This is a genomic window from Klebsiella sp. YJ, from assembly GCF_002108615.1.
In the GTDB taxonomy this organism is placed as follows: Bacteria; Pseudomonadota; Gammaproteobacteria; order Enterobacterales; family Enterobacteriaceae; genus Klebsiella; species Klebsiella planticola.
Genome location: NZ_MTEG01000022.1, coordinates 67,975 through 94,783, shown reverse-complemented (window position 1 = coordinate 94,783; position 26,809 = coordinate 67,975). Strand labels below are relative to the sequence as shown.

General features: G+C 56.5%; 28 protein-coding genes. 9 read left to right on the top strand and 19 right to left on the bottom strand.

Translation table 11 applies throughout. From position 1 onward, the window contains the following. Nucleotides 1–78: 78 nt before the first annotated feature. Genes BV390_RS21505 through BV390_RS21495 form a run of 3 tightly spaced genes read left to right on the top strand, consistent with a single transcriptional unit; the run spans nt 79 to nt 2,197 of the window. Entirely contained in the window at nt 79–1,077 is a 999-nt protein-coding gene (locus BV390_RS21505; RefSeq protein WP_463671389.1) for a hydrolase, read from the top strand. Then, nucleotides 1,074–1,292, top strand: a complete 219-nt coding sequence (locus BV390_RS21500; RefSeq protein ID WP_004868412.1) for a YheU family protein — start codon at nt 1,074–1,076, stop codon at nt 1,290–1,292. Before BV390_RS21505 ends, BV390_RS21500 begins: the two co-directional genes overlap by 4 nt. A gap of 35 nt (nt 1,293–1,327) precedes the next feature. Continuing rightward, a complete protein-coding gene (locus BV390_RS21495) occupies nt 1,328–2,197 on the top strand; it encodes a phosphoribulokinase (RefSeq protein WP_032690472.1) in 870 nt (289 codons plus the stop codon). A 100-nt stretch (nt 2,198–2,297) separates the two neighbouring features. Here the strand turns inward: BV390_RS21495 and BV390_RS21490 are convergent, their stop codons facing one another. Next, on the bottom strand, nt 2,298–2,702 hold the full coding sequence (locus BV390_RS21490; RefSeq protein WP_032690471.1) for an OsmC family protein: 405 nt from the start codon (nt 2,700–2,702) through the stop codon (nt 2,298–2,300). A 305-nt stretch (nt 2,703–3,007) separates the two neighbouring features. On the opposite strand from BV390_RS21490, the gene crp reads away from it, so the two are divergent. Then, on the top strand, nt 3,008–3,640 hold the full coding sequence (gene crp / locus BV390_RS21485) for a cAMP-activated global transcriptional regulator CRP (RefSeq protein WP_000242758.1): 633 nt from the start codon (nt 3,008–3,010) through the stop codon (nt 3,638–3,640). Between the two features lie 52 nt (nt 3,641–3,692). Beyond that, a complete protein-coding gene (locus BV390_RS21480) occupies nt 3,693–5,771 on the top strand; it encodes a YccS/YhfK family putative transporter (RefSeq protein WP_085397319.1) in 2,079 nt (692 codons plus the stop codon). Here BV390_RS21480 and argD read toward each other — a convergent pair. The 5 genes from argD to ppiA all read right to left on the bottom strand — a co-directional run bounded on the left by argD (nt 5,761) and on the right by ppiA (nt 9,103). Beyond that, the gene (gene argD / locus BV390_RS21475) at nt 5,761–6,981 is read right to left on the bottom strand and encodes a bifunctional acetylornithine/succinyldiaminopimelate transaminase (protein WP_085397318.1); all 1,221 of its coding nucleotides are present in this window, start codon (nt 6,979–6,981) and stop codon (nt 5,761–5,763) included. The genes BV390_RS21480 and argD overlap by 11 nt on opposite strands. Nucleotides 6,982–7,070: 89 nt before the next feature. Next, nucleotides 7,071–7,634, bottom strand: a complete 564-nt coding sequence (gene pabA, locus BV390_RS21470; RefSeq protein ID WP_032690468.1) for an aminodeoxychorismate synthase component 2 — start codon at nt 7,632–7,634, stop codon at nt 7,071–7,073. A 44-nt stretch (nt 7,635–7,678) separates the two neighbouring features. Next, nucleotides 7,679–8,269 carry a putative adenosine monophosphate-protein transferase Fic gene (locus BV390_RS21465; protein WP_032698705.1) on the bottom strand — a complete coding sequence of 197 codons (591 nt, stop codon included), beginning with the start codon at nt 8,267–8,269 and terminating at the stop codon, nt 7,679–7,681. Continuing rightward, nucleotides 8,259–8,426 (bottom strand): YhfG family protein, encoded by a 168-nt coding sequence (locus BV390_RS21460; protein WP_049267913.1) that lies wholly within the window; start codon nt 8,424–8,426, stop codon nt 8,259–8,261. Before BV390_RS21460 ends, BV390_RS21465 begins: the two co-directional genes overlap by 11 nt. 107 nt (nt 8,427–8,533) lie before the next feature. After that, on the bottom strand, nt 8,534–9,103 hold the full coding sequence (gene ppiA, locus BV390_RS21455) for a peptidylprolyl isomerase A (RefSeq protein WP_004868429.1): 570 nt from the start codon (nt 9,101–9,103) through the stop codon (nt 8,534–8,536). 276 nt (nt 9,104–9,379) lie between these two features. Between ppiA and tsgA the strand changes: the two genes are divergently transcribed. After that, on the top strand, nt 9,380–10,564 hold the full coding sequence (gene tsgA / locus BV390_RS21450; RefSeq protein ID WP_032690466.1) for an MFS transporter TsgA: 1,185 nt from the start codon (nt 9,380–9,382) through the stop codon (nt 10,562–10,564). Here tsgA and BV390_RS21445 read toward each other — a convergent pair. Further along, nucleotides 10,561–11,886, bottom strand: a complete 1,326-nt coding sequence (locus BV390_RS21445) for a cytosine deaminase (protein WP_032690465.1) — start codon at nt 11,884–11,886, stop codon at nt 10,561–10,563. The genes tsgA and BV390_RS21445 overlap by 4 nt on opposite strands. Before the next feature lie 240 nt (nt 11,887–12,126). On the opposite strand from BV390_RS21445, the gene nirB reads away from it, so the two are divergent. The 3 genes from nirB to cysG all read left to right on the top strand — a co-directional run bounded on the left by nirB (nt 12,127) and on the right by cysG (nt 16,522). Next, a complete protein-coding gene (gene nirB, locus BV390_RS21440; protein ID WP_004868435.1) occupies nt 12,127–14,670 on the top strand; it encodes a nitrite reductase large subunit NirB in 2,544 nt (847 codons plus the stop codon). Beyond that, nucleotides 14,667–14,993 (top strand): nitrite reductase small subunit NirD, encoded by a 327-nt coding sequence (nirD, locus tag BV390_RS21435; RefSeq protein WP_004868437.1) that lies wholly within the window; start codon nt 14,667–14,669, stop codon nt 14,991–14,993. Before nirB ends, nirD begins: the two co-directional genes overlap by 4 nt. Nucleotides 14,994–15,148: 155 nt before the next feature. Next, the gene (gene cysG, locus BV390_RS21430) at nt 15,149–16,522 is read left to right on the top strand and encodes a siroheme synthase CysG (RefSeq protein ID WP_085397317.1); all 1,374 of its coding nucleotides are present in this window, start codon (nt 15,149–15,151) and stop codon (nt 16,520–16,522) included. Between the two features lie 118 nt (nt 16,523–16,640). Here cysG and trpS read toward each other — a convergent pair whose 3' ends face one another. The 12 genes from trpS to BV390_RS21360 form a co-directional block, all read right to left on the bottom strand. Next, nucleotides 16,641–17,645: a tryptophan--tRNA ligase gene (gene trpS / locus BV390_RS21425; protein ID WP_032696893.1), complete on the bottom strand. Its 1,005-nt coding sequence runs from the start codon at nt 17,643–17,645 to the stop codon at nt 16,641–16,643. Next, nucleotides 17,638–18,399, bottom strand: a complete 762-nt coding sequence (gph, locus tag BV390_RS21420; protein WP_032696894.1) for a phosphoglycolate phosphatase — start codon at nt 18,397–18,399, stop codon at nt 17,638–17,640. The genes trpS and gph overlap by 8 nt, the downstream gene beginning before the upstream one ends. Beyond that, nucleotides 18,392–19,069: a ribulose-phosphate 3-epimerase gene (gene rpe / locus BV390_RS21415; protein ID WP_004868444.1), complete on the bottom strand. Its 678-nt coding sequence runs from the start codon at nt 19,067–19,069 to the stop codon at nt 18,392–18,394. Before rpe ends, gph begins: the two co-directional genes overlap by 8 nt. A 16-nt stretch (nt 19,070–19,085) precedes the next feature. Then, nucleotides 19,086–19,910, bottom strand: a complete 825-nt coding sequence (gene dam / locus BV390_RS21410) for an adenine-specific DNA-methyltransferase (protein ID WP_032690461.1) — start codon at nt 19,908–19,910, stop codon at nt 19,086–19,088. Nucleotides 19,911–19,987: 77 nt separating this feature from the next. Next, a complete protein-coding gene (gene damX / locus BV390_RS21405) occupies nt 19,988–21,298 on the bottom strand; it encodes a cell division protein DamX (protein ID WP_085397316.1) in 1,311 nt (436 codons plus the stop codon). 84 nt (nt 21,299–21,382) lie between these two features. Further along, on the bottom strand, nt 21,383–22,477 hold the full coding sequence (gene aroB / locus BV390_RS21400) for a 3-dehydroquinate synthase (protein ID WP_004868451.1): 1,095 nt from the start codon (nt 22,475–22,477) through the stop codon (nt 21,383–21,385). Between the two features lie 55 nt (nt 22,478–22,532). Further along, nucleotides 22,533–23,054: a shikimate kinase AroK gene (aroK, locus tag BV390_RS21395; protein WP_004868452.1), complete on the bottom strand. Its 522-nt coding sequence runs from the start codon at nt 23,052–23,054 to the stop codon at nt 22,533–22,535. A 393-nt stretch (nt 23,055–23,447) separates the two neighbouring features. Beyond that, nucleotides 23,448–24,686, bottom strand: a complete 1,239-nt coding sequence (hofQ, locus tag BV390_RS21380; RefSeq protein ID WP_032690458.1) for a DNA uptake porin HofQ — start codon at nt 24,684–24,686, stop codon at nt 23,448–23,450. Next, nucleotides 24,625–25,014 (bottom strand): HofP DNA utilization family protein, encoded by a 390-nt coding sequence (locus BV390_RS21375; protein ID WP_032690457.1) that lies wholly within the window; start codon nt 25,012–25,014, stop codon nt 24,625–24,627. Before BV390_RS21375 ends, hofQ begins: the two co-directional genes overlap by 62 nt. Beyond that, a complete protein-coding gene (locus tag BV390_RS21370) occupies nt 25,004–25,453 on the bottom strand; it encodes a HofO family protein (protein ID WP_032690456.1) in 450 nt (149 codons plus the stop codon). The genes BV390_RS21375 and BV390_RS21370 overlap by 11 nt, the downstream gene beginning before the upstream one ends. Continuing rightward, the gene (locus tag BV390_RS21365) at nt 25,437–25,976 is read right to left on the bottom strand and encodes a PilN domain-containing protein (protein WP_032698699.1); all 540 of its coding nucleotides are present in this window, start codon (nt 25,974–25,976) and stop codon (nt 25,437–25,439) included. The genes BV390_RS21370 and BV390_RS21365 overlap by 17 nt, the downstream gene beginning before the upstream one ends. 2 nt (nt 25,977–25,978) lie before the next feature. Then, nucleotides 25,979–26,764, bottom strand: a complete 786-nt coding sequence (locus BV390_RS21360; RefSeq protein WP_085397315.1) for a type IV pilus biogenesis protein PilM — start codon at nt 26,762–26,764, stop codon at nt 25,979–25,981. Nucleotides 26,765–26,809 lie beyond the last annotated feature (45 nt).

Genomic DNA, 26,809 nt, shown 5'->3' with positions numbered 1-26,809 from the left:
GCGCACTTCATGCGCGGTATACTGTTTTATAAGATGATTAACTGCTCTGGTGCTATGGTTGAAATCACCCCCACAGAAATGACGCCCCCCGAAGACGACTCGCGCGAGTTTCACCCTATGCGCGGCGTGGGCAATCGTCATCTGCAGACCATGCTGCCGCGCCTGATTCGCCGTAAGCTGGGATTCACGCCGCACTGGCAGCGACTTGAACTCCCGGACGGTGATTTTGTCGATCTGGCGTGGAGCGAAGACCCCGCCGGGGCGCAACATAAACCGCGACTGGTCGTGTTCCACGGACTGGAGGGCAGTCTGCACAGCCCCTATGCTCATGGCCTTATCCATGCAGCCATGCAGCGCGGCTGGCTGGGCGTGGTGATGCATTTCCGCGGCTGTAGCGGCGAACCCAATCGCAATAACCGCATCTATCATTCGGGTGAAACCGAAGATGGCAGCTGGTTCCTGCACTGGCTACAACGCGAATGGGGTGCGGTGCCGACCGCCGCCGTCGGCTATTCGCTGGGCGGCAATATGCTGGGCTGCCTGCTGGCCGAAGAAGGCGATAATGTCCCGCTGGATGCCGCGGTTATTGTCTCAGCCCCGTTCATGCTCGAAGCCTGCAGCTATCATATGGACAAGGGCTTTTCCCGGGTCTATCAACGTTATCTGCTCAATCTGTTAAAGGCCAACGCCGCGCGTAAGCTGAAAGCCTATCCCGGCTCGCTACCGGTTGATCTGCGCCAGCTCAAAGGTATGCGCCGCATCCGCGAGTTTGACGATATGATCACTGCCCGGATTCACGGATTTGCGGATGCGCTGGACTACTATCGCCAGTGTAGCGCAATGCCGCGGCTCAGCGACATTACTAAACCGACGTTGATCATTCATGCGAAGGACGATCCTTTTATGGACCACCACTCCATTCCGCCGCAAGAGCAACTCCCGGTAAACGTCGAGTATCAGCTGACAGAAAATGGCGGACACGTCGGATTCGTTGGCGGCACGCTGCGCAAGCCGGAAATGTGGCTGGAAAAGCGTATCCCGGACTGGTTAACCCGTTGGTTGGGAGTACAAAAATGATTATTCCCTGGCACGATCTGGATCCCGAAACGCTGGATAACCTGATCGAAAGCTTTGTGTTGCGTGAAGGCACCGATTATGGTGAACATGAACGCTCGCTGGCGGATAAAGTCGCCGACGTCAAACAGCAATTGAAAAGCGGAGAAGCCGTACTGGTGTGGTCAGAACTGCACGAGACGGTCAACATCATGCCCCGCAAGCAGTTTCACGGCTAAGGCGGCGCCACACATCGTTTAATCTGGGAGTTGTTATGTCTGCCAAACATCCGGTGATTGCCGTCACGGGCTCCAGCGGCGCGGGAACCACGACCACCAGCCTCGCCTTTCGTAAAATTTTCGCACAGCTAAACCTGCGTGCCGCTGAGGTGGAAGGCGACAGCTTCCATCGCTATACCCGCCCGGAAATGGACATGGCGATCCGCAAAGCGCGCGATCAGGGGAAACACATCAGCTACTTCGGTCCGGAAGCCAACGACTTCGGTCTGTTGGAAAACACCTTCCTTGAGTACGGGCGTAACGGTAGCGGCCAGTCGCGCAAGTATTTGCATACCTATGATGAGGCGGTGCCGTGGAATCAGGTGCCGGGCACATTCACACCGTGGCAACCGCTACCGGAACCGACCGATGTCCTGTTTTATGAAGGGCTGCACGGCGGGGTTGTTACGCCGCAGTATAACGTCGCGCAGAATGTCGACCTGCTGGTCGGCGTGGTGCCTATCGTCAACCTGGAATGGATTCAGAAGCTCATCCGCGATACCAGTGAACGCGGCCACTCCCGTGAAGCGGTGATGGATTCCGTGGTCCGTTCAATGGAAGACTATATCAACTTCATTACGCCGCAGTTTTCGCGCACCCATATCAACTTCCAGCGCGTCCCCACTGTCGACACCTCCAACCCGTTTGCGGCGAAGGGCATTCCGTCATTGGATGAAAGCTTTGTGGTGATCCACTTCCGCAACCTGCAGGATATCGATTTCCCCTGGCTGCTGGCGATGCTGCAGGGGTCGTTTATCTCGCATATCAATACGCTGGTGGTGCCTGGCGGGAAAATGGGGCTGGCGATGGAGCTCATCATGACGCCGCTAGTCGAACGACTGATGGAAGGGAAGAAAATCAGTTAACCACGTTTAAAAACCCCGAGCGCATGGCGCTAAGCGGGGTTTTCGTCCTTCACTCACGGCTCCCGGATAAGGCGTTTGCGCCGCTCTCCGGGAAGACTGCTTAGCCTTCCACCACTTCATAGGTGTGGGTGATATTCACCGCTTTTTGCAGCATCAGCGCCACCGAGCAGTATTTCTCCGCCGACAGATCCACCGCACGGGAAACGGCCGCCTCTTTCAGCTCCTTGCCGGTGACGATAAAATGCATGTTGATATGGGTAAACAGGCGCGGCGCCTCTTCCCGACGTTCAGACGTCAGCTTGACTTCACAGTTGGTCACGTTGTGACGACCTTTCTGCAAAATAGACACGACATCGATCGCGCTACATCCGCCCGCCGCCATCAGCACCATCTCCATTGGGCTTGGCGCTTTATCTCCGGAGTTGCCGTCCATCAGAATCTGGTGACCTGACGCCGACTCTCCGATGAAGGTTAACCCTTCAACCCATTTCACACGAGCTTGCATAAAATTTAACTCCGAGGTTGCAATTTTCCTGACAGATTACGCGTACATAACAATTCTCGCAACGGAAGGCGACCTGCATCATGCTGAAGCGAGACACCAGGAGACATGCGGCAAAAGCTATGCTAAAACAGTCGGGATGCTACAGTATTACATTGATGTACTGCATGTATGCAGAGGAGTTCACATTACAGGCTGAAGAAAACTCACCAGCCGTTTCCCAGGCATAGGGAAACAATACGATTGCATGCCCGGATGCCGTGTAGTGTCGGCACCCGGAGATAGCTTATAACAGAGGATAACCGCGCATGGTGCTTGGCAAACCGCAAACAGACCCTACCCTCGAATGGTTCTTGTCTCATTGCCACATTCATAAGTACCCATCTAAAAGCACGCTGATCCACCAGGGTGAAAAAGCAGAAACGTTGTACTACATCGTCAAAGGCTCTGTGGCTGTGCTCATCAAGGATGAAGAAGGTAAAGAGATGATCCTCTCTTACCTCAACCAGGGCGATTTCATCGGTGAATTAGGCTTGTTTGAAGAAGGCCAGGAGCGTAGCGCCTGGGTACGTGCGAAAACCGCATGTGAAGTGGCCGAAATCTCCTACAAAAAATTCCGTCAGCTCATTCAGGTTAACCCGGATATCCTGATGCGCCTGTCGTCGCAGATGGCTCGCCGTCTGCAGGTGACCTCAGAAAAAGTGGGTAACCTTGCCTTCCTCGACGTCACCGGGCGCATCGCTCAGACGCTGTTGAACCTGGCAAAACAGCCGGATGCGATGACCCACCCTGATGGTATGCAAATTAAAATTACCCGTCAGGAAATTGGTCAGATCGTTGGCTGTTCCCGCGAAACCGTTGGCCGTATCCTGAAGATGCTGGAAGATCAGAACCTGATCTCCGCACACGGTAAAACTATCGTCGTATACGGTACGCGTTAAGTCGATAAAACGGCGTGTTGCTTGCGCAACACGCCGTTTTCGTTTTCCCTCTATGTGGCGCAGGCTGATTTACCACCCGGAAGTCAACTATGCACTGCGGCAAACGCTGGTGTTGTGTTTGCCTGTCGCAATCGGTCTCCTCCTCGGTCACTTACAGCAAGGTCTGCTGTTTTCGCTGGTGCCCGCCTGCTGTAACGTCGCCGGTCTGGATACGCCGCACAAACGCTTTTTTAAACGTCTGATTATTGGCGGCTCGCTGTTTGCCGGCTGTAGCCTGGTGGTCCAGCTTCTTCTTCAGCAGGATATCCCGCTGCCCTTGATTCTCAGCGGCCTGGCGCTACTGCTGGGCGTAACGGCGGAGATCAGCTCTCTGCACGCCAGGCTTCTGCCCGCGTCGTTAATTGCCGCAATCTTTACCCTGAGCCTTGCCGGGAACATGCCCGTCTGGGAGCCACTGCTGATCTACGCCCTCGGGACGCTGTGGTACGGCCTGTTTAACTGGTTCTGGTTTTGGCTATGGCGCGAGCAGCCGCTGCGCGAATCGCTGAGCCTGCTTTATCGCGAGCTGGCTAACTACTGCGAAGCCAAATACAGCCTGCTGACCCAGCATATCGATCCCACCACTTCACTGCCGCCGCTGCTCACGCGCCAGCAGAAGGTGGTGGACCTGATCACCCAATGCTACCAGCAGATGCATATGCTGGCGGCGAACCAGCGCAATGACCACAAGCGCCTGCTGCGGGCATTTCAGATGGCGCTGGATTTGCAGGAACATATCTCCGTCAGCCTGCACCAACCCGAAGAAGTACAAAAACTGGTAGAGCGCAGCCATGCCGAGGCGGTGATCCGCTGGAACGCACAAACCGTTGCCGCACGCCTGCGGGTGCTGGCCGATGACATTCTCTACCACCGCTACCCGCAACGCTTTCATATGGATAAGCAAATCGGCGCGCTGGAGAAAATCGCCTGGCAGCATCCGGACAACCTGGTAGGGCAGTTCTGCGCCTGGCACTTCAGCCGAATAGCCCGGGTGCTGCGTACCCAGCGCCCGCTGTATGCTCGCAACCTGATGGCGGATAAAGAGCGCCGTCTGCCGCTGCTGCCCGCGCTAAAGAGCTATCTCTCATTAAAATCGCCGGCGCTACGTAACGCTGCGCGTATCTGCGTGATGTTAACGGCCGCGAGCCTGATGGGAAGCGCCCTGAACCTTCCCAAGCCTTACTGGATCCTGATGACGGTGCTTTTTGTGACCCAAAACGGCTACGGCGCGACGCGGGTACGTATCGTCCATCGGGCGGCAGGTACACTTGCCGGTCTGGCTATCGCCGGCCTGGCGCTGCACTTTCACGTCCCGGAGGGTTATACGCTCTCCGCGATGCTGCTCGTCACGCTGCTGAGCTACCTGATTATTCGCAAGCATTATGGCTGGGCGATGGTTGGCTTTACCGTGACGGCGGTGTATACCCTGCAGCTTCTGACGCTCAACGGCGAGCAGTATATTGTCGCCAGGCTTATCGATACGCTTATCGGCTGCCTTATCGCCTTTGGCGGCATGGTCTGGCTATGGCCGCAATGGCAAAGCGGGCTACTGCGTAAGAACGCTCACGACGCGCTGGAAGCCGATCAGGAAGCGATCAGGCTAATTCTCAGCGACGATCATCAGGCCCCGGCGCTGGCCTATCGCCGGATGCGCGTCAATCAGGCACATAACTCGCTGTATAACTCGCTGAATCAGGCCATGCAGGAACCCGGTTTTAACACACATTATCTTGATGATATGAAACTGTGGGTCACCCACAGCCAGTTTATTGTTGAGCATATCAACGCCATGACCACCCTCGCCCGCGAGCACAATATGCTGACGCCGGAGCTGGCCCGGCGTTACCTGGAATCCTGTGAGATTGCGCTCCAGCGCTGTCAACAGCGGCTGGACTCCGACGGTCCCGGCAGCGCTGGCGATGTGAATATTATGGAGTCGCAGGATGTGGAGGTGAGCCGGGGCCCGTTAAGTACAATGGAGCAGCATCTGCAGCGGATCCTCGACCATCTGAACACCATGCACACCATCTCCTCGGTGGCATGGCGTCAGCGCCCGCATCACGGTATCTGGCTACGCGCGATTAAGCGTTAAGAACCTGCTTTATCGCCTGGGCAAAGCGGGTCATACCTTCAGCAATATCCTTCTCGTCGATGACCAGCGAAGGGACAAAGCGCATCACATCCGGCCCGGCATTCAGCACCATCACGCCCGCATCTGCCGCGGCATAGAGAAAATCGCGTGCCCGGCCTTTATACTGCGGCTTAAGCTCCGCGCCAATCAACAGCCCCATACCGCGGATGTCGCTGAACAGGTCAAACTGCGCGTCAATTTGCTGGAGATGTTGCACAAACAGCTCGCGCTTCGCCTTCACGCCCTCCAGCACCTCCGGCGTATTAATCAGATCAAATGCCGCCCCGGCCACGGCGCAGGCCAGCGGGTTACCGCCGTAGGTCGAACCGTGGGAACCGGCGTGGAATGCGCTGGCAATATCACTGGTGGTCAGTACAGCGCTGATCGGGAAGCCGCCGCCCAGCGCTTTAGCGCTGGTAAGAATGTCTGGCGTCACGCCGTAGTGCATATATGCAAACAGCGAACCGGTACGCCCCATGCCGCACTGCACTTCATCAAATACCAGCAGCGCCTGGTGCTCATCGCACAGTTCACGCAGTCCTTTCAGGAACTCCGGCGTCGCCGCCATCACCCCGCCTTCCCCCTGAATTGGCTCAACCACTACCGCACAGGTGTGGTCATCCATCACCGCCTTCACCGCATGCAGATCGTTAAACGGCACGTGGATAATGTCCGCCGGTTTCGGGCCGAAGCCATCAGAATATTTTGGCTGCCCACCCACCGATACCGTGAACAGCGAACGGCCGTGGAAGGCATTATGGAAGGCGATGATTTTGGTCTTATACGGGCTGTGACGGGTAATGGTGTAGTGGCGCGCCAGCTTGAACGCCGTTTCGTTCGCTTCGGTGCCGGAGTTCATGAACACCACGCGCTCGGCGAAGGTGGCATCCACCAGCTTGCGGCCCAGACGCAGCGCCGGCTCGTTGGTAAAGACATTGCTGGTATGCCACAAGGTTTCTCCCTGCTCATGCAGCGCCGCGACCAGAGCCGGATGACAATGCCCTAACGCCGTCACCGCAATCCCGCCGGCGAAATCAACGTACTCTTTGCCCTGCTGATCCCAAACGCGGCTACCTTTACCTTTGACCGGGATGAATTCTGCCGGTGCATAAATCGGCAAAATAACTTCATCGAATGTGGCGCGGGTAATTACCGGTTGCTCAGTTGCCATGTCATGCCATCCTTCTTCGTTATGCGGTCATTATTGTGATAATCTAATCACAAAATATGCATAAAAAATCAGTCAATGGCAACTACAAATCACCGGTTGAGGAAGTTTGCCAGCAGCTGATGTCCCTGCTCGCTTAGAATACTCTCCGGGTGGAACTGTACCCCTTCGAGATCCCACTCACGATGGCGAATGGCCATAATCTCCCCGCTGTCGCTGCGGGCCGTCACCTCAAAACATTCGGGAAGCGTCGCGGGATCAATCAGCAGAGAGTGGTAGCGAGTGACGGTCAGCGGATTATTCAGCCCCTGAAAGACCCCCTGCCCGTTATGATGGATGGGGGAAGTCTTGCCGTGCATCACTTTCGCCGCGCGCACGATAGTGGCCCCAAAGACCTGGGCGATAGCCTGATGGCCAAGACAAACGCCCAGCAGCGGAATCTGACCGGCATAACGGGCAATCACCGCCAGCGAAATGCCTGACTCATTTGGCGTACAGGGCCCGGGAGAGATCACGATTTTCTCCGGCAGCAACGCCGCTATCTCCTCAAGCGTCAGCTCATCATTACGCCTGACCAGCACTTCCGCCCCCAGTTCACAGAAGTACTGGTACAAGTTCCAGGTGAAAGAATCATAGTTGTCGATAAGCAGGATCATAGCGGCTCCGGAAAGAATAAAACCGGGCTATTCTACTCAGATTCTCACGCTTCGCTTACCACTTTGCGAAAGATCCGCTCAAGGGGTTCGGGATCGCCCATCGCCCCCAGCTGGTTAGCCTGGCTCCAGGTATCGGGGTCGATATCCCGCCAGTCGAGCACAAACCCGGCGTGAAGAGCCAACTGTTCAAAGAAAATCCGCTGAACCAGGCCGCTACCGACGCGAAACGGGTGCAGGACGTTGATTTCCCCGTAGTACCAGCTCAGACGCGTGACAAACGTCGCGCGGCTGATTCCGCTGAGATAGTCCTCGTCCTCCAGCGCCCGCATCAGCGCATTGCCCTCTTTCTCAATCCACGCAAAATGACAGAAAGGGGTATCACCCTGATAGATATCGACTTCTCTGAATTGCCCCGCCCAGTCGAAGATATCCTGATACAGCTGATGATGAATGAAACAGAGGTAAGGTAGCCCGCGGCCACGCGGTCCCAGCGGCAGCGTCGCCGCACGCAGGGAGGTGATTTCCCAGGCCGTTTGCTCCAGCCGCTGCGCCTGACGAATGCCGAGACGGTTACGCATCACATTGAGCGCAGGGTAGAGGTAAGGGTCGCGATCGTCGCCATATTTACTGCTCATGACGCCTCCTGATCTCGGCGACACGCGCCAGCGCTTGTTCGGCAGTCAGCGTCACCAGCGGGATCGCTGCGCCCTCAAGACGACGGCTGGCCTGAAAATTCACATTGCGGGTCTGTTCCCAGAGTTGGGATTTTTGCTTATCGGTGAGTGAACGCATGGTCGCCTCCCTTATCGTCCCCTGTTTGCCACAAGTATAAGCAGCAATTTCGGGTTACGCAGAGAGGCCGATGTGGCGCGGGCGATGTTACCCGCGCACAGAAAGGCTTACGGCAGGACTTTCGCTGAGAGGATGACGACAGGTTTGGACGGTACATTCTGGTACGGTCCGACGTTGTGCGTCTGAACCTGAGAAATCTTATCCGCCACGTCCATGCCTTTCACCACTTTGCCGAAGACCGCATAGCCAAAATCACGCTGCCCGTGGTCAAGGAAGGCGTTGTCCGCAATGTTAATGAAGAACTGGCTGGTCGCGCTGTCCTGATCGGCGGTACGCGCCATCGCGATAGTGCCGCGGGTATTGCGCAGACCGTTATCGGCTTCGTTTTTAATCGGCGGGTTCGGCTGCTTTTGCTGCATCTGTTCGTTGAAGCCGCCGCCCTGCACCATGAAGCCCGGAATCACGCGATGGAAGGTGGTGTTGTTATAGAAGCCGCTGTTCACGTACTTCAGGAAGTTATCCACGGAAATCGGTGCTTTCTGGCTATTTAACTCCAGCTCAATATTGCCCGCAGACGTCGTCAGCAGTACATGAGGATCGCCCTTCGCTGCCATTGCCGGAGAGAAAGCTGAAATAGCGAAAACGGCAACCACCGCCGCCAGAGTTGATTTGAGCATGGGAATTCCTTAACGGAGCAGAATAAAAAGCAAGTGCTTTGATTCTAAAGAGCCTTTGCATCCTGGGCCAGCCTTTTACCTAATTTTACGTAGCTGAAACAGTTGTTACGACGCACGCCTTGACCTGCGCGATCAATAAAAGCGATCTAAATCACACTAATCTATGCAAAAAGCATTTCATTGCATAATAAACGTTTGCTTACATCACTCGAATGAATAAAATCTGTCCGCCCTGGCGCAGTCAATGCGCTTTACATTTCTATTCACAGGCCAGTCATGACTAACAGCAATCGTATCAAGCTCACATGGATCAGCTTCTTTTCCTACGCCCTCACCGGCGCGCTGGTGATCGTCACCGGAATGGTGATGGGAAATATCGCCGATTATTTCCATTTGCCCGTCTCCAGCATGAGCAACACCTTTACTTTCCTCAACGCCGGTATCCTGATCTCTATCTTCCTGAACGCCTGGCTGATGGAAATTGTGCCGCTGAAAACCCAGCTGCGTTTTGGCTTCATTCTGATGGTACTGGCCGTTGCCGGGCTGATGTTTAGCCACAGCCTGGCTCTGTTCTCCGCGTCCATGTTCGTTCTGGGACTGGTCAGCGGGATCACCATGTCGATCGGGACCTTCCTGATCACCCACATGTATGAAGGCCGCCAGCGTGGCGCGCGTCTGCTGTTTACCGACTCCTTCTTCAGCATGGCGGGGATGATCTTCCCGATGGTCGCCGCATTCCTGTTGGCCCGCAGCATTGAGTGGTACTGGGTTTATGCCTGCATTGGTCTGGTCTACGTTGCCATCTTTATTCTGACCTTCGGCTGTGAGTTCCCGGTTCTTGGCAAAAAAGGGCAGCAGGACAACCAGCCGGTCGTGAAAGAAAAATGGGGCATCGGCGTGCTGTTCCTCGCCATTGCGGCGCTGTGCTACATCCTCGGTCAGCTGGGCTTTATCTCCTGGGTACCGGAGTATGCCAAGACCCTGGGCATGAGCCTGGCCGATGGCGGTAAGCTGGTGAGTGATTTCTGGATGTCGTACATGATTGGCATGTGGTCGTTCAGCTTCATCCTGCGCTTCTTCGACCTGCAGCGGATCCTGACCGTCCTGGCTGGTCTCGCCACCGTGCTGATGTACCTGTTCATCAACGGTTCACCGGAGCATATGCCGTGGTTTATTCTGACCCTCGGCTTCTTCTCCAGCGCGATTTACACCTCGCTTATTACGCTGGGTTCGCTACAAACCAAAGTCGCGTCGCCGAAACTGGTGAACTTTGTACTGACCTGCGGCACCATCGGCACAATGCTGACCTTCGTGGTGACCGGTCCGATTGTGGCTGCCAGCGGCCCGCTGGCAGCGCTGCACACCGCTAACGGCCTCTACGCCGTCGTCTTTGTGATGTGCTTAATCCTTGGCTTCGTCTCCCGCCACCGCCAGCACAATGCGGCGGCGGCCTCCCACTAAGCCTTTGTTGGCCCCTTTGCGTCAGTGAAGGGGCTGTTTCGGCTAAAGAACAGCTCCTCTCCTCCTCTGTCGGTCTGGATCCAGGTCTGTGCCAGTTGCGTTGTGGCAATTACCCGTCCCTGACGAATCGACCAGCGAACCGGCACCTGGCAGCGAACCGCTTCAAAACCATTCTCCGCCGGTAGAATAACCAGATTTGCGGGATAGCCCGGCACAATGCCGTAATCGTGCAGGCCAAAGGTGCGGGCGCTGTTGTCGGTAATCAGCTTCAGCCCATCGTTAATCTGCTGATAGCCCATCAGCTGACAGACATGCAACCCCATATGCAGCACCTGCAGCATATTGCCAGTACCCAGCGGGTACCACGGGTCGAAAACATCATCGTGGCCGAAACAGACATTAATGCCCGCCGCCATCAGCTCCTTCACCCGGGTGATGCCACGGCGCTTTGGATAATCGTCAAAACGCCCCTGAAGATGAATATTCACCAGCGGGTTAGCGACAAAGTTGATTCCCGAGAGCTTCAGTAACCGAAACAACCGCGAAGTATAGGCGCCGTTATAGGAGTGCATCGCGGTGGTATGGCTGGCCGTAACCCGTGGGCCAATCCCCTCTTTCAACGCCAGAGCCGCCACCGTTTCGACAAACCGCGACTGCTCGTCGTCAATCTCATCGCAGTGAATATCCAACGGACGCTGATACTGCTGCGCCAGACGGAACGCGATATGCAGCGATTCCACGCCATACTCGCGAGTAAACTCAAAGTGCGGAATGGCGCCGACCACATCGGCCCCGAGTCGCAGGGCCTCCTCCAGCAAGGCCTCACCATTGGGGTAGGATAAGATCCCCTCCTGGGGGAAGGCGACTATCTGCAAATCTACCCATGGCGCTACCTCCTGCTTCACCTCCAGCATCGCCTTTAATGCCGTCAACGTCGGGTCAGACACGTCAACGTGCGTCCGGACAAACTGAATCCCGTTGCCGATTTGCCATTTCAGCGTCTTCCACGCCCGGGCCTTCACATCTTCGTGACTCAACAGCGCCTTACGCTCTGCCCAGCGCTCAATCCCCTCGAACAGCGTCCCGGACTGGTTCCAGTTTGGCTCGCCGGCAGTTTGGGTGGTATCGAGATGAATATGCGGTTCAATAAATGGTGGAATCGCGAGCCCGCCGCGGGCGTTGAGCACTTCATAACTTTCGCTGCGCGCATCGCCCATCGGGGTGATATCACCAAAACAGCCTTTATCTATCGCGATCTGCCACAGCCCTTCGCGGTCAGGCAAACGTACGTTCTCAATCAACCAAAGCGGAACTGCTGTCATCTTGATGACTCCCGTGAATATTGCCGTTTTTTCGCCCAACCCATGAACATCCCCCCGCATCCATTTTGTACACAAAAGCAACAGCGAGGAAAAGCCTGAGTTTTCCATAACTTATAAAAATCCAGGAAAATCATAAGCATACCCATTAAGTGGTAGGCGCGGGCGTTCTTGATTTGTATCAATAAGTGTCCTGGCTGAATCGTTAAGGTAGGCGGTAATAGAAAAGAAATCGAGGCAAAAATGAGCAAAGTCAGAATCGCTATTATCGGTAACGGCATGGTTGGCCATCGCTTTATCGAAGAGCTTCTTGATAAGGCGCCTGCCGGACAGTTCGACATTACCGTGTTCTGTGAAGAACCCCGTATCGCTTACGACCGCGTCCACCTGTCGTCTTACTTCTCCCATCACACCGCCGAAGAGCTCTCGCTGGTCCGTGAAGGTTTTTACGAGAAACATGGCGTTAAAGTCCTGATCGGTGAACGCGCTATTACCATTAACCGCCAGGAGAAAGTGATTCACTCCAGCGCGGGACGCACGGTATTTTACGACAAGCTGGTGATGGCGACGGGCTCCTATCCGTGGATCCCGCCAATCAAAGGCGCGGACACGCAGGACTGCTTTGTGTACCGCACCATTGAAGATCTGAACGCGATTGAATCCTGCGCGCGTCGCAGCAAACGCGGCGCCGTAGTCGGCGGCGGCCTGCTGGGCCTCGAAGCTGCCGGCGCGCTGAAGAACCTTGGCGTGGAAACCCACGTCATCGAATTTGCTCCCATGCTGATGGCCGAACAGCTGGATAATATGGGTGGCGAGCAGCTCAAGCGTAAAATCGAAAGTATGGGCGTGAAGGTCCATACCAGCAAAAACACCAAAGAGATTGTCCAGCAGGGCAGCGAGGCCAGAAAAACCATGCAGTTCGCCGATGGCAGCGAGCTGCAGGTCGATTTTATCGTCTTCTCCACCGGTATTCGTCCACGTGACAAGCTGGCGACCCAGTGCGGTCTGGCCGTGGCGCAGCGCGGCGGTATCGTGGTCAATGACACCTGCCAGACTTCCGATCCGGATATCTATGCTATCGGCGAATGCGCCAGCTGGAACAACCGCGTCTACGGTCTGGTGGCGCCGGGTTATAAAATGGCCCAGGTGACCGTCGACCATCTCCTCGGCAACGACAACCGCTTCATCGGGGCCGATCTCAGCGCCAAACTGAAGCTGCTTGGCGTTGACGTGGGCGGCATCGGCGATGCGCATGGCCGCACGCCTGGCGCCCGCAGCTACGTCTATCTTGATGAAAGCAAAGAAGTCTACAAACGACTGATCGTCAGCGAAGACAATAAAACTCTGCTTGGCGCGGTGCTGGTCGGTGACACCAGCGATTACGGCAATCTGCTGCAGCTGGTGCTCAACGGCATTGAACTGCCGGAAAACCCGGACTCGCTGATTCTGCCGGCACACGCAGGCAGCGGTAAGCCGTCAATCGGCGTCGATAAACTGCCGGACAGCGCGCAAATCTGTTCCTGCTTCGACGTGACCAAAGGGATGCTGATTTCCGCCATCAACAAAGGCTGCCATACCGTCGCCGCGCTGAAAGCAGAAACCAAAGCCGGTACCGGCTGCGGCGGCTGTATTCCGCTGGTGACCCAGGTGCTGAACGCGGAGCTGGCGAAACAGGGGATCGAAGTGAACCACAATCTGTGCGAACACTTTGCCTACTCCCGCCAGGAGCTGTTCCACCTGATTCGCGTAGAAGGGATTAAAACCTTCGAAGAGCTGCTGGCGAAACACGGAAAAGGCTACGGCTGCGAAGTGTGTAAACCGACCGTTGGCTCGCTGTTGGCCTCCTGCTGGAATGAGTACATTCTCAAGCCTCAGCATACGCCGCTGCAGGACACGAACGATAATTTCCTCGCCAACATCCAGAAAGACGGGACCTATTCGGTTATCCCGCGCTCCGCCGGCGGCGAAATTACGCCGGAAGGCCTGGTGGCCGTAGGGCGCATCGCGCGCGAATATAACCTCTACACTAAAATCACCGGTTCACAGCGTATCGGCCTGTTCGGCGCACAAAAAGACGACCTGCCGGAAATCTGGCGTCAGCTGATTGAAGCGGGCTTCGAAACCGGCCACGCGTATGCCAAAGCGCTGCGTATGGCGAAAACCTGCGTCGGCAGCACCTGGTGCCGCTACGGCGTCGGCGACAGCGTGGGCTTCGGCGTCGAGCTGGAAAACCGCTACAAAGGCATCCGTACGCCGCACAAAATGAAGTTTGGCGTCTCCGGCTGCACCCGTGAATGTGCGGAAGCGCAGGGGAAAGACGTCGGCATTATCGCTACCGAGAAAGGCTGGAACCTGTACGTCTGCGGGAACGGCGGGATGAAGCCGCGCCACGCCGACCTGCTGGCCGCCGATCTCGATCGCGAAACGCTGCTCAGCTATCTCGATCGCTTTATGATGTTCTATATCCGTACCGCCGATAAGCTGACGCGTACCGCGCCGTGGTTAGACAACATGGAAGGCGGCATCGACTACCTGCGTAGCGTCATTATCGACGACAAGCTGGGCCTGAACGCCCACCTGGAAGAAGAGCTGGCGCGTCTGCGTGCCGCTGTCGCCTGCGAGTGGACCGAGACGGTCAACAATCCGGCGGCACAAACCCGCTTCAAACACTTTATCAACAGCAACCAGCGCGACCCGAATGTACAGGTCGTACCGGAACGCGAGCAGCACCGTCCGGCAACGCCGTATGAGCGTATCCCGGTCACTCTGGTGGAGGAGAACGCATGAGCCAGTGGGTAAACATCTGCAAGATTGACGATATTCTGCCTGCAACCGGCGTCTGTGCGCTGCTGGGCCAGCAGCAGGTCGCCCTGTTCCGGCCTTACCATGACGATCGGGTCTATGCGATCAGCAATATCGACCCGTTCTTCAACGCCAGCGTGCTGTCGCGAGGCATCATTGCTGAACATGAGGGTGAGCTGTGGGTCGCCAGCCCATTGAAGAAACAGCGCTTCCGTCTGCGCGACGGCCTGTGCATGGAAGATGCAAGCCACTCCATTGCACATTTCGATGCGCGCGTGAAAGACGGCAACGTTCAGCTGAAGGCATGATGCCCTGAGGTTCCCGCCGCGCTCCGGCGGGAACCATATTTTCTTCTTATGCCAACTAAGCGGTAGGCGCCCGAAAAATCGTATATTGTGCCAACCCTCTGCTGCTATGCTACGACCGCTTATCCCTCTCCCACTGCTTGCTGCGAGGATGTTCCGTGGATCACTTACCTATTTTCTGTCAGCTGCGCGGCCGCGACTGCTTACTGGTCGGCGGCGGTGATGTTGCCGAACGCAAGGCACGCCTGCTGCTTGATGCCGGCGCCAGAGTCACGGTCAACGCGCTGGTGTTCTCGCCGCAGTTCCATGCGTGGGCTGATTCGCAGATGCTGACCCTGGTGCAAGCGCCGTTTAACCCGGCGCTTCTCGACACCTGCTGGCTGGCCATCGCCGCCACCGACGATGAAGATGTCAATCAGCGGGTCAGCGACGCGGCAGAGGCACGGCGGATATTCTGTAACGTGGTGGATGCGCCGCAGCAGGCCAGCTTTATTATGCCGTCGATCATTGACCGCTCGCCGCTGATGGTCGCCGTCTCCTCTGGCGGTACCTCACCGGTGCTGGCGCGGCTGCTGCGGGAAAAGCTGGAGTCGATTCTGCCGCTCCACTTAGGCCAGCTGGCCCACTATGCCGGCCAGCTGCGTTCGCGGGTGAAAAAACAGTTTGCGACGGTCGGCGAACGTCGACGTTTCTGGGAAAAGTTGTTCGTCAACGACCGTCTGGCGCAATCGCTGGCCAATGAAGACCGCCAGGCCGTTGCCGATACTACCGAGCAACTGTTAATGGAGCCGCTGGATCATCGTGGCGAAGTGGTGCTGGTCGGCGCCGGTCCCGGCGATGCCGGGCTGCTGACCCTCAAAGGGCTCCAGCAGATTCAGCAGGCGGACGTCGTGGTGTATGACCGTCTGGTTTCTGACGACATTATGAATCTGGTACGTCGCGACGCCGATCGGATTTTCGTCGGCAAACGCGCGGGCTATCACTGCGTACCCCAGGAAGAGATTAACCAGATCCTGCTGCGCGAGGCGCAGAACGGACGTCGCGTGGTGCGCCTGAAAGGCGGCGATCCCTTTATTTTTGGCCGCGGCGGCGAAGAGCTGGAAACCCTGTGCAACGCCGGAATCCCCTTCTCGGTGGTGCCAGGAATTACCGCGGCTTCAGGCTGTTCCGCCTATTCAGGTATCCCGTTGACCCATCGCGATTTCGCCCAGGGCGTCCGCCTGATCACCGGCCATCTGAAGACCGGCGGCGAGCTGGATTGGGAAAACCTGGCGGTAGAGAAGCAGACGCTGGTGTTTTATATGGGGCTGAACCAGGCCTCTGCTATCCGTGAGAACCTGATTGCTCACGGCATGGCGGCGGATATGCCCGCGGCTATCGTTGAAAACGGTACGGCGGTCAGCCAAAGAGTGGTCGCCGGCACCTTAGATCAGCTGGATATTCTGGCGCAGCAGATGGCCAGCCCGGCGCTGATTATCGTTGGCCGCGTGGTCAGCCTGCGCGACAAGCTGAACTGGTTCTCACATCACTGATACTGACGTTCCGGGTTCAGCTCGCGAATGCTGAGAAACTGACCGGCAAACGTCGCATACGATAAACAGAAAAGGGCGGGATTTACCCGCCCTTTTCTGTTTATCGCCCGGCTATCGCTTACGGCTTAGCCACAAAACCAATGGCTTCATAGACTGCTTTCAGCGTTTGCGACGCACGAGCGCTGGCTTTTTCAGCCCCGTCTTTCATCACCTGATTGAGGAACGCTTCGTCGTTACGGAAGCGGTTATAGCGCTCCTGCAACTCCAGCAGCATACCGGACACCGCATCAGCCACTTCGCCTTTCAGGTGACCATACATTTTGCCTTCGAAATGCTGCTCCAGCTCCGCGATGCTCTGACCGGTAACCCCGGAAAGAATATCCAGCAGGTTGGAGACACCGGCTTTATTCTGCTGGTCATAGCGGACAACAGGCGGCTCATCGGAGTCCGTCACGGCGCGCTTGATCTTTTTCACCACCGATTTCGGGTCTTCCAGCAGACCGATCACGTTATTGCGGTTGTCGTCTGACTTGGACATTTTCTTTGTCGGTTCAAGCAGGGACATCACGCGGGCACCGGATGCAGGAATAAACGGCTCAGGCACTTTAAACACCTCGCCGTAAAGGGCGTTGAAGCGCTGCGCGATATCGCGGCTCAGCTCCAGGTGCTGTTTCTGATCTTCGCCAACCGGAACCTGGTTGGTCTGATACAGCAGAATGTCCGCCGCCATCAGCACCGGATAGTCAAACAGACCGGCGTTAATGTTTTCCGAATAGCGCGCAGATTTGTCTTTGAACTGAGTCATCCGGCTCAGTTCACCGAAATAGGTGTAGCAGTTCAGCGCCCAGCCCAGCTGTGCGTGTTCCGGCACGTGCGACTGAACGAAGATGGTGCTTTTCTCCGGGTCGATACCACATGCCAGGTAAAGCGCCAGAGTATCCAGCGTCGCTTTACGCAGTTTCTCAGGATCCTGACGCGCGGTGATGGCATGCAAATCCACGATGCAGTAGATGCAGTGATAATCATCCTGCATGCTCACCCATTGACGCAGCGCACCCATATAGTTGCCAATGGTCAATTCACCTGAGGGCTGTGCGCCACTAAAAACGATGGGCTTAGTCATTTTTCAATTCCTGAGTTTCACTGTACGGTAGCCCGAGAGCGGGCAAGAGTTCATTAAATTGGTCGAAGATGTAGTCCGGTTCGCTAAGCGCGATCGACTCGCCGTAGTTATACCCGTAGGTCAGTCCGACAGAGCTGCAGCCAGCGGCTTTAGCCGCCTGAATATCATTACGTGAATCACCAACGAACAGCAGCTCAGCAGGCGCCAGACCTAGCTTCTGCGCCACAAGCAGCAGCGGATCCGGATGTGGTTTTTTATTCTTCACATCATCGCCACCGATGACGACCGTAAAATATTTCGCGATATCCAACGCTGCCAGAATTGGCGCAACGAACGGCGTCGGCTTGTTGGTCACCAGCGCCAGCGGCAGGCCTTTCGCATGCAGTGCGCCAAGCGTATCAGCCACTGCCGGGAACAGAAAACTGCCTTCTTCCGCCGCTTCAGCATAGTAGCGATCGAACAGCTTACGCAGCACCATCAGCTGCTCTGCCCGTGGAATATCGTCATGATCGACGGAGGGTTTTCCCATTGCAGCACGCTGGGTTGCGCGTTCCTGACGCGCCCAGCTCAGGGCTCGCTCCATCAGAACATCCGCACCGTTGCCGATCCAGGTTACGACGCGCGCCTCGCCCGCCATCGGCAGCTCCAGCGCATAGAGCGCGCTATCAACCGCAGCCGTCAAACCCGGTGCGCTGTCGACCAGCGTGCCGTCAAGGTCAAAGGCGACACCGCGAACAGAGTGTAATTTATCCATGACTAACCTTTGCTAATTCACTACGCATTTGATCAATAACCTCCTTGTAGTCAGGACGGTCGAAAATCGCGGAGCCGGCAACAAACATATCTGCGCCTGCCGCCGCAATGTCCGCAATATTGCTGACCTTCACGCCGCCGTCGACTTCCAGACGAATGTCATAACCCGACGCATCGATGCGCTGGCGCACTTCGCGCAGTTTATCCAGCGTCTGGGGGATGAAGGACTGACCGCCGAACCCTGGGTTAACGGACATCAGCAGGATAACGTCCAGCTTATCCATCACATAATCAAGGTAACTCAGCGGCGTGGCCGGGTTAAACACCAGACCGGCTTTACAGCCATGTTCTTTGATGAGCTGCAGGCTGCGATCGACGTGCTCAGAGGCTTCCGGATGGAAGGTGATAATGCTGGCGCCCGCCGCGGCGAAATCAGGGATGATGCGGTCGACCGGTTTCACCATCAGGTGCACGTCGATCGGGGCGGTGATGCCATAGTTGCGTAGTGCTTTCAGCACCATAGGGCCGATGGTCAGATTCGGCACGTAGTGGTTGTCCATCACGTCAAAGTGCACAACGTCCGCACCTGCAGCCAGCGCTTTGGCGGTATCCTCGCCCAGGCGGGCAAAATCAGCCGACAGAATCGAAGGGGCAATCAAATACTGCTTCATCCGCATCTCCTTGAAATTATTTAGTCTTGGGCGGACGGTAAAGAGCCAGAAGCTCGTCCACCTTCTTTCGTGTACCACCGTTGCTGCTGATACTGCGTCGAACTTTGACGACATGCAGTTTAGCCTGACGATACCATTCGCGCGTGAGCGCGGTATCGTGGTTGGAAATCAGAACCGGAACCCGCTGTTCCAGCAGGTTCTCCGCCAGCTGCGCCAGATGGGCCTGCTGCTCGGCGTTAAAGCTGTTCGTATGATAGGCCGTAAAATTGGCGGTAGACGACAATGGCGCATACGGAGGATCGCAATAGACCACCGAAGAACCGTCCGCGCGCGCCATGCTGTCGGCATACGACTCGCAGTAGAAGTACGCATTCTGCGCCTTCTGGGCAAAATGATACAGCTCAGCTTCCGGGAAGTAGGGCTTCTTATAACGGCCGAACGGTACGTTAAATTCGCCGCGCAGATTATAGCGACACAGGCCATTGTAACCATGGCGGTTCAGATACAGGAACAGCACCGCACGACGCAGCGGATCCTGACTTTGATTGAATTCAGTACGGAACTGATAGTACTGCTCTGCCGCGTTATTCTCAGGCGTAAACATTTCACGCGCCGCCGCAACATACTCATCCGTCTGCAATTTAACGATGTTGTAAAGACCGATCAGGTCGCTGTTGATGTCCGCCAGAATATAACGAGAAAAGTCGGTATTCAGAAATACCGACCCTGCGCCCACAAAGGGCTCAATCAGACAATCGCCTTGCGGCAAGTGTTTCTTTATATCGTCAAGCAGGGGGTATTTCCCCCCTGCCCATTTCAGAAAAGCGCGATTCTTTTTCATGCTGCCTAACTAATTACCACATTCTCCGGCTGTGGAGAAAGCTCCGACAGCACCCTGCGCTTAAGACTACACCGCACTTACTTCAGATCAGCCTGAACCTGATGCAGCGGTTTCGCCCACGGATTTTTCGCCTGCACATCCGCTGGCAGAGTGGCAACAGCACGCTTCGCTTCATCTTTCGAAGCGTAGATACCGCTGACCAGTACATACCATGGCTGACCGTTACGCGTGGTCTCGTAGACGACATATTTATCCAGCTTCTCTTTCTTCGCCCAGCTATTCAGGTTGTTGTAGTTGGAGGAGCTGCTGAGTTGCAGAGTGTAGTTACCCGACGGCGCCGCTTTCATCGAGCTGACATCACCGGCAGTTTTACCCCCGGCAGTCGCAGCCGCAGCCGGAGCCGCCGTCGCCGCAGCGGTAGCCGCTGGTGCGGTCGCGGTTGTCGTTGTCGTTGTCGTTGTCGTCGGAGCCGGCTTAGTTGTCTGTGCGGTGGCAACAGGTTTGCTCGGCTGAGTGACAGGCGCTTTCACCGGCGCGGCCGCGGCAGTGCTTTCAACACGCTTCGGCTGAACCGGTTTCGCTTCAACCGGGGCTTTCGCCACTGGTTTCGGCTCAATCACCGTATGCTTACGCTCTACCGGACGCGGAGCGGCGGCAGTCTGACGTTCAGTTGTTGCCTGACGCGGGGCGGCGCCATTACGGACAGGAGCAACGGTTGCCGGTTCAGTCGGCAGCGTAGAGTTCGCTACGGCGCTGTCAATCTGGCCCTGCTGCTGAGTCAAGGCATTATTCAGATCGCCCTGTACTTCAACACGCTGCTGTCCCTGCGGCTCAGCGGCAGTCTGGCCCTGAGTCGGGTTAGAGGCGATCGGCGGCAGAGAAACATCCTGCTGCGCGTTGTTTGCCGTTGTCTGGTCCTGAGCGGCAGGCTGGCCATTGCCAGACTGTCCATTGTCAGACTGATCGCCTGACAGGTTAATGCTCTTCTCGCCTGACGCGGTTTGTTCACTGGAAGAGGATGGCGACTTCAGTGCAGAGCCAATGCCGACGATCAGCAGCAGCAGCACGAGAATCCCCACCCCCATCATAATATACTGGCGGGAGGCTGGCTTCGCGGGCGCTTTCTTACGCTTGCGCGGACGACGCTCAACCTGCTGCTCTTCGGACTCTTCGTCTTCTTCAGACTCTACGTCCGCTTCATACTCTTCTTCATCGCGCTCACGGCGTGCTTTGCTGGCGCGCGTCGGACGACTGTCGTCCGCATCAAGATCGACATCATCAAAATTGATCTGCGGATCGCTATCGCGCTCGGAAGATTGACGGGAACGACCAGTACGACGATCGCTGCGATCGGCTTTCAGATCATCTTCTGGTTTTAATTCATCCATTTAACACCCCACTAAAAGGCTTATGCTCACGACTATTGCATGTCACCTGAAATGATAACGCCGCGCGGACGCGGCTAGACCTTCTTATTGTTGCGCTAGCTGTGTATCAGCAATCGCGCCAAGAACTACATCATGCGACACTCCGCCGCGAACTTCGCTTTTCCCTATTGCCAGCGGTAGCACCAGCCGCATCTCGCCTGCCAGCACCTTTTTATCACGCATCATGTGGGGCAGATACGCCTGCGCAGTCATCTCCTGCGGCCCACGTACCGGCAAGCCCGCACGCTGCAGCAGCGTCACGATACGCTGTGTATCCTGTGCGCTGAACTGCCCTAATCGCTCGGACGTATGCGCAGCCATCACCATACCGGCAGCAACGGCTTCACCGTGTAGCCAGTTACCGTAGCCCATTTCGGCTTCAATAGCATGACCAAAAGTATGCCCAAGATTGAGTAAAGCACGTAACCCGGTTTCGCGCTCGTCGGCAGCAACAACTTCGGCTTTCAGCTCACAGCAACGACGAATACAGTACGCCATCGCCTTCTCATCAAGCGCCATCAGCGCATCGATATTGCTTTCCAGCCAGCTGAAGAATTCACCGTCGAGGATAATGCCGTACTTGATCACTTCGGCCAGTCCGGAAGAGAGTTCACGGGCCGGCAACGTCTTAAGACAGTTGAGATCGACGACCACGGAAACCGGCTGCCAGAAGGCACCAATCATGTTTTTACCAAGAGGGTGATTGACGGCCGTCTTACCGCCGACCGAAGAGTCCACCTGCGACAGCAGGGTGGTTGGAACCTGGATAAAACGCACGCCGCGCTGATAGCTAGCCGCAGCAAAGCCGGTTAGATCACCGACCACGCCACCGCCGAGCGCCACCAGAGTGGTGTCACGGCCGTGCGGTTTTTGCAGTAAAGCGGTAAAGACGGAGTCCATCACCGTCAGGCTTTTGTACTGCTCGCCGTCGGGTAGAATGACGCTATCCACGTTAACCCCCGCCTGCTCCAGTACAGAGCGAACGTTATCCAGATAAAGCGGCGCCAGCGTTTCATTGGTGACCAGCATAACCTGGTCGCCTGATTTCAGTGGCTGAAAGGAAGCTGGATCGTTAAACAAACCAGCCGCGATGGTAATCGGGTAACTACGTTCCCCGAGGGTTACAGTAAGCCTCTCCATAACGCGACGTCCACCTCAGTTGCTTTTTACTCTGACGCTCTTTATTAAGCCAGAATCAATTGCTTTCCAGCATATGAATAATCTGGTTTGCCACTACTTTTGCGCTCTGATCGTCGGTACGGATAGTGACGTCAGCAATCTCTTCATACAGTGGGTTGCGTTCGTCGGCCAACGCTTCAAGAACTTCGCGAGGCGGCGCTTCAACTTGTAATAGAGGACGCTTTTTATCGCGCTGCGTACGGGCAAGCTGCTTTTCGATCGTTGTTTCCAGGTACACCACCACGCCGCGGGCGGAGAGACGGTTACGCGTTTCACGGGATTTCACAGAGCCGCCGCCAGTCGCCAGCACAATTCCCTGTTTTTCCGTCAACTCATTGATGATCTTTTCTTCACGGTCGCGGAAGCCGTCTTCACCTTCGACATCGAAAACCCAGCCCACATCTGCGCCAGTGCGTTTCTCAATCTCTTGATCAGAATCGTAAAATTCCATATTGAGCTGTTGGGCTAACTGGCGCCCAATAGTGCTTTTGCCGGCACCCATAGGCCCAACCAGAAAGATATTGCGTTTCTCTGCCATTTTTTCGGTACTACTAAGACTATTCGTTAATGGTAAACCCGCTTCGCGAATACCCAGCGCAGCAGGACATGAACTGAAACCTCATATGCAATAGAGCGAGAGTCAGACTAAAAATTATCTCAATACTCAGGCAGGTTTGGCAACTGAATATACTCGTCATTATTCAAACTACCTCGCCGTCGGCTGCACTTATCCGCCTCCAGGTGCATAGTTATCTATGTTTCTGGGGGTAAACCAGCTTACCGCCTCGACGCATCCTGAATGATCGTGTGGATAAATCACCGGACAAAAAGGGAGGATTGATGCCGAACCCGACTCTCAAATCGGTACCCCTTGTATGCTAAATCCGTCCTCACGTCAAACACCTGAAACGTGTTTAGCAAGAAAAACCGCTTAATGCACTGCCAGAATTCGTGGGGTAATGAAGACAACCAGTTCGCGCCGTTCGTTATCTTTACCGTCGCGACGAAACAGCTGGCCGAGCAGCGGAATGTCACCCAGTAGCGGAATACTGTCGCGGGCAGATTTCTTTTTTTGCGAAAAGATTCCGCCCAGAGCCAGCGTTTCGCCGCTTTTAACTTCAACCTGCGTCTCAATTTCCTGTTTATCGATAGCCAACGCTTCGCCGTTTTCCTGCTTCAGAACCTGACCTGGCGTATTCTCAGTAATACGTAGCTTCAGGCGCACGCGATTCTGTTGCAGAACCGTTGGCGTGACCTCCATTCCCAGAACCGCCTCTTTAAACTCAACCGATGTTGCGCCGCTTTCCCCGCTGGAGACCTGATAGGGAATTTCGCTACCCTGCTTGATGCTGGCAGGCTGCATATGAGAAGCCAGCAAACGCGGGCTGGCGATGATTTCCACCTGCTGTTTTTGCTCCAGCGCCGAAAGCTCCAGCTCCAGCAATCGCCCGCTCAGGCGGCCGATATTAAACCCCACGCGAGTGCTGGCATCGTTCACCGCCTGATGGCTGCTTAAGGTCGTCAGCTTACCGGAACCCGGCGCGCTGCTGGCTTCGGCCATGCTCCATTTCACCCCCAGTTCACGCAGGCTGGTTTCACTCATCGAGACGATATGTGCCGCCAGTTCGACCTGACCGACCGGCAGATCCATCTCCTGGGCCCACGCTGTCAACGTCGACAGATGCGCGGCATCGTCGTGAATGAACAGTCGATTGGTGCGTTTATCCACCGTCAGGCTGCCCCGGGCGCTGAGCAATTTGTCCCCGGACTTTGCCAGCTCGCTCGCATCGGCATGCTGCAGCATCACGCTATGCCTTTGCAAAGGCAGATTCTGCAATTGCTTCGCGCGCGCCGCCTCTTGTTGCGCCTGCCGCGCATTTTGCCAGCCCAGCGTATGCACATGCAGGACCGTGCCCTGCTGGTTATACATCAGCCCGGCGCTATCAATCACCGCGCGCAATGCCTGCTGCCAGGGAACGTTTTTCAGATGAAGCGACACCGTACCGCTGACGTCAGGCGCTACGACCAGATTTTTTTGCTGCATCTCGGCCAGCGTTTGCAGCACCTGGGCTACCGGCACATCATCAACCACCAGCGACACGAGTTGCTCATTTTTTGCCGCCGCTAGCGCTGGCAACAGTAGAAACAGCAGGCTTATCCATCGCATCATTTTTTGCTCCTTTTTCCCGCAGCCATTCCCAATGCGCAGGTTCGCATCCAGGCCCTGTTGTTATTTCAATTCGCTCCGCCGTCAGCACATGGATTCGCCAGCCCCCCGGCAAAGCGTCATCTTGTCGCACCCGTAGCCATTGGTTACGATGGTCCAGTAAATAACCCACCCAATATTGCGGATGACCGACCGCGCCACCATAGCGCCATTGCGCCAGCTGTGCCGTCTGGCAGCGATCCTCCGGAGGCAGAAACGGATCGCGATCGCCGGCCAGCAATGGTAGCGAAAGCGGCAACAGCCATAGAAAGCGCCAACCCTTACCCCACATCTTCGGCCTCCAGCTGTAACGTCATCAGCAGTGCCTCTTTTTCCGGACGCAGCGAAAAGCCCGTTACGCGCATCCCGCACTCCGCCAGCCAGGAAAACAGCGGCGGGACCGCCTGCCAGCTGGCCTCCAGCAGCAGCTCACCGCCATGCCCCGACGGGCGCCAGGTCACCAGCATGGCGCCTGATACCGGCAGCGCAACCGGCGAGAACAGCGAGCGCTGTTGCTCATCAGGAAGGACATTTTGCAAGGCAGTCTGCAGCGGCATTAACCGAAGCCACTGCTGACGCAGCCGGAGATGTCCGTCGGTTTCTGTCGGTGGAGGCGAAGCCGACAGCCGAAAAAAAATCACCACGAGCAGCCCCAGAATAATCGGCAGCGCGAGCCGCCCGCCACGCAGAGAAAACAATGCCGTCATTCCACGTTCAATGAGTGCCTGCATCAGCGTGCTCTCCGCTCAGGGAAAAGCGAAACTGCCAGCGCCCCGACTCACCGCGGCGCGTTTCACCGGCTTTGGCCGGTTTGAACCCGGCAACCGCACCCAGCGCTTTTTCCAGCCCCGCCACGGCATTAAGATTCAGCGCCAGACCGCTCAACATCAGGGTATCGCGCTGATACTCCAGCCGGGTTAACCAGGCCTGCTCCGGTAGTTGCGCGGCGATTGCCTGCAATCGGGGCCGCCAGGCCTCGGTTAATGCCCTTCTTTGCTGTCTCAGCCGCAGCCGCTGTGCTTGCTGCTGTCGCTCCAGCATCATGCTTTCGCGCTGACGGAGTGCGGACCAGAGCTGGTTTTCAGCCGCGGTTCTCACCGCCGCAAGCGCCTCAACCGCGTGACGCTCAGCCCGGTTAACCTGAGCCATCGTCAGCAAGAGCAGTAGAAACCCCACCGCGTACAGCAGCGCGACACGCAGCTGCTGGCGGCGACGCGCTTCACGCCATGGCAAAAAATTCACCGCCGTCGTCATCGTTACCGCCCTCCTAACGCCAGCGCAATCGCCACGGCATAGCGGTCTCCACAGCTCGGCAGCGGTGGTTGCAGGCGATGAATCACGCGCCAGGGGTCAAAAGCGGTCTCATCGCCAGAACGCGTGGCGCAGCGCTGGAGTGATTGGGCATCGATAAGCCGGGAGAGTTGTGAAAGCGAAGAGGCTTCAGCGCACGGCAAACTGCCCCAGCCTTCCCGGGTTGCCCACAGCCAATGAGGCTCGTTGCGCCACGCCAGGCCTTGCGAGCCAGAGGGTAACCAGGGGAGGAACGCCGCCAGCGCGCTGGCATCCGGGACAATGCCTGCGATGCTCAGCTTCAGGCGGGCGGCGAGCTGACGCAGAACGTCGATATCCAGGCGTTGTGCCGCCGTCACCCGCCACGCGTTATTTGCCGGCGCGGCGGAATAATCGACGCACAGCGAGGCGGCGGGCATCTCCAGCTGTTGCGCCATCACGCTGGCTATCCAGGTTGCCCGCTCCCTTTCGCTCAGAGACAGCTGCGGACGCGGCAGCTGCTTTTGTAGCGTTCGGCTGGCCGGAAACGCAATGCTGACCTGATGTTGCAAAGGCAGTTCCCGCCGCCAGTTCTGCAACCGTTCAGCCAGCGCAGTCACGTCAACCACCATGCCATGACGCACGATGCCGGGCGCCAGTTCGATGTCCCACCAGCGGCATAACGCCCAGCGGGAACGCGCATAGCGCAGTGCGACCAGCACGATTGCGTCCTGTTGAATATGCATCCCGATTCGCCAGTTGCTGAAAGCCATGCTTACGATCTCCTTGTCCGCCATTACGGCTCGACTCTATCAATG

Bases quoted from the DNA above. Each gene is read 5' to 3' on its own strand.
- BV390_RS21505 (WP_463671389.1), top strand. From the start codon at position 79: ATGACGCCCCCCGAAGACGACTCGCGCGAGTTTCACCCTATGCGCGGC.
- BV390_RS21500 (WP_004868412.1), top strand. From the start codon at position 1,074: ATGATTATTCCCTGGCACGATCTGGATCCCGAAACGCTGGATAACCTG.
- BV390_RS21495 (WP_032690472.1), top strand. From the start codon at position 1,328: ATGTCTGCCAAACATCCGGTGATTGCCGTCACGGGCTCCAGCGGCGCG.
- BV390_RS21490 (WP_032690471.1), bottom strand. From the start codon at position 2,702: ATGCAAGCTCGTGTGAAATGGGTTGAAGGGTTAACCTTCATCGGAGAG.
- crp (WP_000242758.1), top strand. From the start codon at position 3,008: ATGGTGCTTGGCAAACCGCAAACAGACCCTACCCTCGAATGGTTCTTG.
- BV390_RS21480 (WP_085397319.1), top strand. From the start codon at position 3,693: ATGTGGCGCAGGCTGATTTACCACCCGGAAGTCAACTATGCACTGCGG.
- argD (WP_085397318.1), bottom strand. From the start codon at position 6,981: ATGGCAACTGAGCAACCGGTAATTACCCGCGCCACATTCGATGAAGTT.
- pabA (WP_032690468.1), bottom strand. From the start codon at position 7,634: ATGATCCTGCTTATCGACAACTATGATTCTTTCACCTGGAACTTGTAC.
- BV390_RS21465 (WP_032698705.1), bottom strand. From the start codon at position 8,269: ATGAGCAGTAAATATGGCGACGATCGCGACCCTTACCTCTACCCTGCG.
- BV390_RS21460 (WP_049267913.1), bottom strand. From the start codon at position 8,426: ATGCGTTCACTCACCGATAAGCAAAAATCCCAACTCTGGGAACAGACC.
- ppiA (WP_004868429.1), bottom strand. From the start codon at position 9,103: ATGCTCAAATCAACTCTGGCGGCGGTGGTTGCCGTTTTCGCTATTTCA.
- tsgA (WP_032690466.1), top strand. From the start codon at position 9,380: ATGACTAACAGCAATCGTATCAAGCTCACATGGATCAGCTTCTTTTCC.
- BV390_RS21445 (WP_032690465.1), bottom strand. From the start codon at position 11,886: ATGACAGCAGTTCCGCTTTGGTTGATTGAGAACGTACGTTTGCCTGAC.
- nirB (WP_004868435.1), top strand. From the start codon at position 12,127: ATGAGCAAAGTCAGAATCGCTATTATCGGTAACGGCATGGTTGGCCAT.
- nirD (WP_004868437.1), top strand. From the start codon at position 14,667: ATGAGCCAGTGGGTAAACATCTGCAAGATTGACGATATTCTGCCTGCA.
- trpS (WP_032696893.1), bottom strand. From the start codon at position 17,645: ATGACTAAGCCCATCGTTTTTAGTGGCGCACAGCCCTCAGGTGAATTG.
- gph (WP_032696894.1), bottom strand. From the start codon at position 18,399: ATGGATAAATTACACTCTGTTCGCGGTGTCGCCTTTGACCTTGACGGC.
- rpe (WP_004868444.1), bottom strand. From the start codon at position 19,069: ATGAAGCAGTATTTGATTGCCCCTTCGATTCTGTCGGCTGATTTTGCC.
- dam (WP_032690461.1), bottom strand. From the start codon at position 19,910: ATGAAAAAGAATCGCGCTTTTCTGAAATGGGCAGGGGGGAAATACCCC.
- damX (WP_085397316.1), bottom strand. From the start codon at position 21,298: ATGGATGAATTAAAACCAGAAGATGATCTGAAAGCCGATCGCAGCGAT.
- aroB (WP_004868451.1), bottom strand. From the start codon at position 22,477: ATGGAGAGGCTTACTGTAACCCTCGGGGAACGTAGTTACCCGATTACC.
- aroK (WP_004868452.1), bottom strand. From the start codon at position 23,054: ATGGCAGAGAAACGCAATATCTTTCTGGTTGGGCCTATGGGTGCCGGC.
- hofQ (WP_032690458.1), bottom strand. From the start codon at position 24,686: ATGATGCGATGGATAAGCCTGCTGTTTCTACTGTTGCCAGCGCTAGCG.
- BV390_RS21375 (WP_032690457.1), bottom strand. From the start codon at position 25,014: ATGTGGGGTAAGGGTTGGCGCTTTCTATGGCTGTTGCCGCTTTCGCTA.
- BV390_RS21370 (WP_032690456.1), bottom strand. From the start codon at position 25,453: ATGCAGGCACTCATTGAACGTGGAATGACGGCATTGTTTTCTCTGCGT.
- BV390_RS21365 (WP_032698699.1), bottom strand. From the start codon at position 25,976: ATGACGACGGCGGTGAATTTTTTGCCATGGCGTGAAGCGCGTCGCCGC.
- BV390_RS21360 (WP_085397315.1), bottom strand. From the start codon at position 26,764: ATGGCTTTCAGCAACTGGCGAATCGGGATGCATATTCAACAGGACGCA.